The sequence below is a fragment of the Vibrio sp. 10N.222.46.A1 genome (genome assembly GCF_041473595.1).
GTDB classification, from domain to species: Bacteria; Pseudomonadota; Gammaproteobacteria; order Enterobacterales; family Vibrionaceae; genus Vibrio; species Vibrio tasmaniensis_A.
The window spans coordinates 1-5,983 of sequence record NZ_JBFRSN010000753.1; the positions used below are offsets into that span (position 1 = coordinate 1).

At 44.7% G+C, this 5,983-nt stretch carries 6 protein-coding genes; 4 read left to right on the forward strand and 2 right to left on the reverse strand.

Translation table 11 applies throughout. The features are described from left to right. The first annotated feature begins 193 nt into the window (after positions 1-193). The 3 genes from mnmA (at position 194) to purB (ending at position 3,508) form a co-directional block, all read left to right on the forward strand. The gene (gene mnmA / locus AB4496_RS19625; protein ID WP_009848812.1) at positions 194-1,330 is read left to right on the forward strand and encodes a tRNA 2-thiouridine(34) synthase MnmA; all 1,137 of its coding nucleotides are present in this window, start codon (positions 194-196) and stop codon (positions 1,328-1,330) included. 46 nt (positions 1,331-1,376) lie between these two features. After that, positions 1,377-1,994 (forward strand): high frequency lysogenization protein HflD, encoded by a 618-nt coding sequence (gene hflD, locus AB4496_RS19630; RefSeq protein WP_009848813.1) that lies wholly within the window; start codon positions 1,377-1,379, stop codon positions 1,992-1,994. A gap of 143 nt (positions 1,995-2,137) precedes the next feature. Continuing rightward, positions 2,138-3,508 (forward strand): adenylosuccinate lyase, encoded by a 1,371-nt coding sequence (gene purB / locus AB4496_RS19635; protein WP_009848814.1) that lies wholly within the window; start codon positions 2,138-2,140, stop codon positions 3,506-3,508. A gap of 308 nt (positions 3,509-3,816) precedes the next feature. On the opposite strand, the gene htpX is transcribed toward purB, so the two are convergent. After that, on the reverse strand, positions 3,817-4,680 hold the full coding sequence (gene htpX / locus AB4496_RS19640; protein WP_017098153.1) for a protease HtpX: 864 nt from the start codon (positions 4,678-4,680) through the stop codon (positions 3,817-3,819). Positions 4,681-4,957: 277 nt separating this feature from the next. Between htpX and AB4496_RS19645 the strand changes: the two genes are divergently transcribed. Further along, positions 4,958-5,125, forward strand: coding sequence for a hypothetical protein (locus tag AB4496_RS19645; RefSeq protein WP_009848816.1), 168 nt, complete (start codon positions 4,958-4,960; stop codon positions 5,123-5,125). 113 nt (positions 5,126-5,238) lie between these two features. Here the strand turns inward: AB4496_RS19645 and bioD are convergent, their stop codons facing one another. Beyond that, complete coding sequence (bioD, locus tag AB4496_RS19650; protein WP_102257834.1) at positions 5,239-5,922, reverse strand: dethiobiotin synthase; 684 nt, start codon at positions 5,920-5,922, stop codon at positions 5,239-5,241. Between the last annotated feature and the right edge of the window lie 61 nt (positions 5,923-5,983).

Here is a 5,983-nt window from a genome sequence, read left to right on the forward strand (position 1 = left end):
AGCTCTTGGATTTTGAGCGACTATGCCACATATAGATCTGACATCCTAGCGAGTCTCCTCGCGTTCATGCGATTCTCTAACGAAGTCAGCGCATTATTTGTGCAAATGAAACTGTGATTCCGGTCTCGGATCTGTCACGGTGTTTCTCTTTCTGTTAGAATCTGCGACCAAGTAATAGTAACGGTGTTTAGACATGTCAGATATCAGCTCTGGAAACAGCGAAAAGAAAGTAATTGTCGGTATGTCCGGCGGTGTAGATTCGTCAGTATCGGCGTATCTTCTTCAGCAACAAGGCTATCAGGTAGAAGGCCTTTTCATGAAAAACTGGGAAGAAGACGATAACGAAGAATACTGCACGGCAGCTGAAGACCTTGCTGATGCTCAAGCGGTATGTGACAAGTTAGGTATCCACCTTCACACTATCAACTTTGCAGCAGAGTACTGGGATAATGTATTCGAGTACTTTCTGGAAGAATACAAAGCGGGTCGTACACCGAACCCAGATATCCTTTGTAACAAAGAAATCAAATTCAAAGCATTCTTAGAGTTTGCGGATGAAGTATTAGACGCAGACTACATCGCGATGGGTCACTATGTTCGTCGTACTTTCCCAACACAAGAAGAGCTAGACGCTGGTGCGAAGCCAGAAATGCTACGCGGCCTAGACGGCAATAAAGACCAAAGTTATTTCCTTTATACGCTAAGCTCAGATCAAGTGGCACGCAGCCTATTCCCTGTGGGTGAATTAGAGAAGCCAGAAGTACGACGTATTGCTGAAGAGCAAGACTTGATCACTGCGAAAAAGAAAGATTCAACAGGCATCTGCTTTATTGGTGAGCGAAAGTTCACTGAGTTCTTAGGCAAATACCTACCCGCTCAACCGGGAAACATCGAGACACCAGAAGGCCAAGTTATTGGGCAACACCAAGGCTTGATGTACCATACGCTAGGCCAACGTAAAGGCCTGCATATCGGTGGTACCAAAGGTGGCGGCGGTAATGAAGAACCATGGTTTGTTGGTGAAAAAGATCTTAAACGTAATGTTCTGATCGCGGTACAAGGTAAAGACCACCCTCTTTTAAAATCAGAAGGTTTGATCGCTTCTCAGCTTCATTGGGTTAATCGCACACCAATTACTGAAGTTATGACGTGCACGGTAAAAACACGTTACCGTCAGACCGATATTCCTTGTACAATCATCCCAATTGATGACGAGAACATTAAGGTTATTTTTGACGAACCACAAATTGCGGTGACCCCAGGTCAATCAGCAGTGTTCTACCTAGACAACGTATGTCTTGGTGGTGGTATCATTGAAAAGCGCATCTAACCAATAATCGAACGACAAACAATAGAAGACAACTAGGAGTTACTACGTGGCTAATACACTTTATGACCGTACTATTGCTTTCGCTGGAATTTGCCAAGCTGTGGCTTTGGTTCAACAAGTAGCGAAAGACGGCCATTGTGATAAAGATGCCTTCGAAGCTTCACTCAGTGCCATTTTAAATACCAATCCAGCGAACACCGTGGGTGTCTTTGGACGTGAAGCGAACCTAAAGCTTGGCCTTGAGTGCTTAGTAAAAGGTATCGATAGTACTCCCGCTGGTAGCGATATTACTCGCTACATCATCAGCTTGATGGCACTTGAGCGTAAGCTATCTTCTCGTAACGACTCTATGTCTCAGCTTGGCGATCGTATTCAAACTGCAGAACGTCAAACTGAACACTTTGATCTGTTTGACGAGCAAATGATCAGCAACCTAGCCAGTATCTACCTTGATGTTGTGAGCCCTATCGGCCCGCGTATTCAGGTTTCTGGGACGCCAGCTGTACTTCAACAGACGTCGAGCCAGCATAAGGTTCGTGCCCTGCTGCTATCAGGAATTCGAAGCGCTGTGTTATGGCGTCAAGTTGGCGGTAAACGTCGCCACCTTATCTTCGGTCGCAAGAAGATGATCGAGCAGGCTCAAATCCTGCTAGCTCGCATGTAATTTATTAGCTCGCGCCTCGTCGCGAGCTTGTTTTTTGTACCAACACAACTCTCACGCAAACGATTGCGCAATATGCGTGACAATTGAGATTGTTACTGGTATAAACCTCTCAAAATTTAGAAAACTCAATTCAGGAGAACACCATGGAACTGTCAGCATTGACTGCTGTTTCACCAGTAGACGGCCGTTACGGAAGCAAGACTGTTGCATTACGCAGCATCTTTAGTGAGTTTGGCCTACTAAAGTACCGCTCTATCGTTGAAGTTCGTTGGTTACAAAAGCTTGCAGCTACAGATGCAATCAAAGAAGTACCAGCGTTCAGTGCAGAAGCTAACCAGTTTCTTGATGAACTAGCAGCTAACTTCAGTGAAGAAGATGCTCTACGTATCAAAGAGATCGAGCGCACGACTAACCACGACGTTAAAGCGGTTGAGTACTTCTTGAAAGAGAAAGTTGCTGGCGTTCCTGAACTTCACGCTGTAAACGAATTTATTCACTTTGCATGTACTTCTGAAGACATCAACAACACATCTCACGCGCTTATGCTTAAAGAAGCTCGTGACACAGTGATTCTTCCAGAAATCCGTAACGTAATTGATGCTATCAAAGCACTTGCGAACGAGTACCGCGACATTCCATTACTGTCTCGTACACACGGTCAGCCGGCTTCTCCTTCTACTATGGGTAAAGAGATGGCTAACGTTGCGTACCGTATGGAACGTCAATACAAGCAAATCGAAAACGTTGAGATCCTAGCGAAAATCAACGGTGCTGTAGGTAACTACAACGCACACCTTTCTGCATACCCAGAAGTTGAATGGCACCAGTTCAGCGAAGAGTTCATCACTGAATCTCTTGGCGTAACTTGGAACCCGTACACAACTCAAATCGAACCTCACGATTACATCGCTGAGCTTTTTGATGCAGTTGCACGTTTCAACACAATCCTTCTGGACTTCGACCGTGACGTTTGGGGCTACATCGCTCTTGGTCACTTCAAGCAGAAGACTATTGCTGGCGAAATCGGTTCTTCTACAATGCCGCATAAAGTTAACCCAATTGACTTCGAAAACTCTGAAGGCAACCTTGGTCTAGCAAACGCAGTATTCAGCCACCTTGCACAAAAGCTTCCAGTTTCTCGCTGGCAGCGTGACCTTACTGACTCTACGGTTCTTCGTAACCTAGGTGTTGGTGTTGGCTACGCTATCATTGCATACACTTCGACTCTGAAAGGTATTAGCAAGCTAGAAGTTAACCGTGAAGCGCTACTTGCTGAACTAGACAAGAACTGGGAAGTACTAGCAGAACCAGTACAAACAGTAATGCGCCGTTACGGCATCGAGAAGCCATACGAGAAGCTAAAAGAGCTAACTCGTGGTAAACGTGTAGATGGCGAAGGCATGCGTGCATTCATCGACGGCCTTGAAATCCCTGCAGACGAGAAAGTTCGTCTGAAAGAGATGACTCCAGCGAACTACATCGGTCAAGCTATCGAGCTAACTGACAAGCTGTAAGATTCGAATTTCGAATCACAGAATAGACTAAGGCTTCCCATGTGGAAGCCTTTTTGTTGGGCGGAAGAAAGTGTGCTTAGTACGCGCTGTTATCAAAAGAACATAGCCCCCCTCCTAATTACCCTACACATGTCAGTCCGTGCGATATCAACCAATAAATATTGCAACGCTTCATCACTAGTAACCCTCTATCACCAGACACATATCCCTCGGATACTTACTGTCTTGAATACCAAGATCAAAAAAGGCCTCCCGAAGGAAGCCTTTCAAAGGTCTCTTGTCGTCTAGCGACGAGAATTACGTAGCGATTACATGTTACGTAGAGACGCAATACGCTTGTCTAGTGGTGGGTGGCTCATCAGAAGCTCAGTAAGCGATTTCTTGCCGTTGATACCAAATGCCATCATAGAACCTTCTAGTTGTGGCTCATGGCTCACCTTAAGACGCTCTAGCGCTGCTATCATCTTCTCTTTACCTACTAAGTGCGCAGCACCTGCATCGGCATGGAATTCACGATGACGGCTGTACCACATCGTAATGAAGCTTGCTAAGAAACCAAATACTAATTCCAGCACCATAGACACACCAAAGTACACCATCATGTTGCTGCCACCCTCTTCTTCGTTGTCATTCGACGCAACAATGTTGGCGATGAAACGAGATAGGAAGATAACGAACGTGTTCACCACGCCCTGCATTAGCGTCATGGTCACCATATCACCGTTCGCGATGTGACTCACTTCATGCGCTAACACTGCTTCAGCTTCATCACGCGTCATGTTGTGTAGCAGACCCGTAGAGACTGCTACTAATGAATCATTACGCTTAGCGCCCGTCGCGAATGCGTTGATGTCTGGCGAGTCGTAGATCGCCACTGTTGGCATACCAATACCAACTTGTTGAGATTGACGGCTTACCGTCTCCATCAACCAATGTTCTGTTTCGTTACGTGGGCTTTCAATGACCATACCGCCTACCGATCGTAGCGCCATTTTCTTTGACATCATCAATGAAATGAATGAGCCACCAAAGCCAAATACTGCAGCCATCACCAATAAGCCTGATAGGCTACCAGGTTGCATACCTGTAACTGCGTATACAATATTAAGAACAACACTTAGTACCAATACAACCGCTAGGTTGGTTGCAAGGAACAACATTACTCGCTTCATTACTTATCTCCGCATGAAAGCTGTTTTTATAAAACTTATTATTATAGACAAGGCAGACAGCAATTTATTCCAACCTTGAAGACTTATACTTACTTATACATATAGTCTTAGATTAAGAAAACAAGGTTAAGCATTAAATTGCAACATTTGATTACGAGACCATATTCGAATCACCTCCAGTCTATTAGACCTAAGTCGTATGGTGTCGGTATAACAATCCGTTTACAGTGGCTTCAGATGATTTATTGGCTAGTCCATGTACAAAAAGGGAAGAATCATGGTTGAAGGTACTAACACTCAAATGGCTATCGATTTACTGTGCTGTCACCTAGGGATTACTGAAGAAGAAGCAAAAAAGCAGATTGGGATCCTAACACCGCAAGCGGCACAGACAAAAATCACAGAGACACAACAAGCACTAATGGGACTTACAAAAGAACACTAACCCATAGCGACTTGTTCAAAGGCCAGTTGTTTATAAACTCATGGCCAAAAGGCTTAACATAGCAAAAGGGCTGCAATCGCAGCCCTTTTCTTGTTTAACGTATAACTCGAAGTTTAAAGGTCGAGCAATGGCTGTATATTAATATACTTACCAATGTTCTTAGACTTTGCTCTTGGCACATACGGAATTTCACCTAACTTCGGTGCACCTAGCTTATCTTCAAGCATCGCTATAATTTCAGCGTAATGTTCAGTACCTGGGTTAATGCGGTTTGCAACCCAACCTACTAGGTTCAGTCCATCAGCACGAATCACTTCTGCAGTTAGCAGTGCATGACTCAAACAGCCAAGCTTAATGCCGACCGTCAATACCACTGGCAGCTGCTCTTTTTTGACCCAGCTAGACAAATATTCTTCATCAGAAACCGGTACACGCCAACCACCAGCACCTTCAACTAACACGATGTCAGAGTTTTGCTTATGCTCTGCCAACTTAGCTGATAATACGGTTTCATCAATCACCACACCATCATGCTTTGCTGCAATGTGTGGTGATGATGGTAGCAACAGCGCATACGGATTAACGTCTTCGTAGGCGATATCTTGCGTCGCAGCTTCTTGAAGGTGCAATGCATCACTGTTACGTAACCCTTCAGGGTATTGTTCACACCCTGCTGCAACTGGCTTATAACCAATTGTTGATAAATCTTGTGCGGCCAAAGCTTGAAGAATCGCTTTTGAAACCATAGTTTTTCCCACTTCGGTATCCGTACCTGCAATGAATAATGCATCAATCATAATTGAATAACCCCTAAACAAACTTGATATGTTGCTGGCAAGAAACCTTGATGGTTTTTAA

Excerpts from the sequence above, each read along its gene's own strand:
- mnmA (WP_009848812.1), top strand. The coding sequence starts at position 194 with ATGTCAGATATCAGCTCTGGAAACAGCGAAAAGAAAGTAATTGTCGGT.
- purB (WP_009848814.1), top strand. The coding sequence starts at position 2,138 with ATGGAACTGTCAGCATTGACTGCTGTTTCACCAGTAGACGGCCGTTAC.
- htpX (WP_017098153.1), bottom strand. The coding sequence starts at position 4,680 with ATGAAGCGAGTAATGTTGTTCCTTGCAACCAACCTAGCGGTTGTATTG.
- AB4496_RS19645 (WP_009848816.1), top strand. The coding sequence starts at position 4,958 with ATGGTTGAAGGTACTAACACTCAAATGGCTATCGATTTACTGTGCTGT.
- bioD (WP_102257834.1), bottom strand. The coding sequence starts at position 5,922 with ATGATTGATGCATTATTCATTGCAGGTACGGATACCGAAGTGGGAAAA.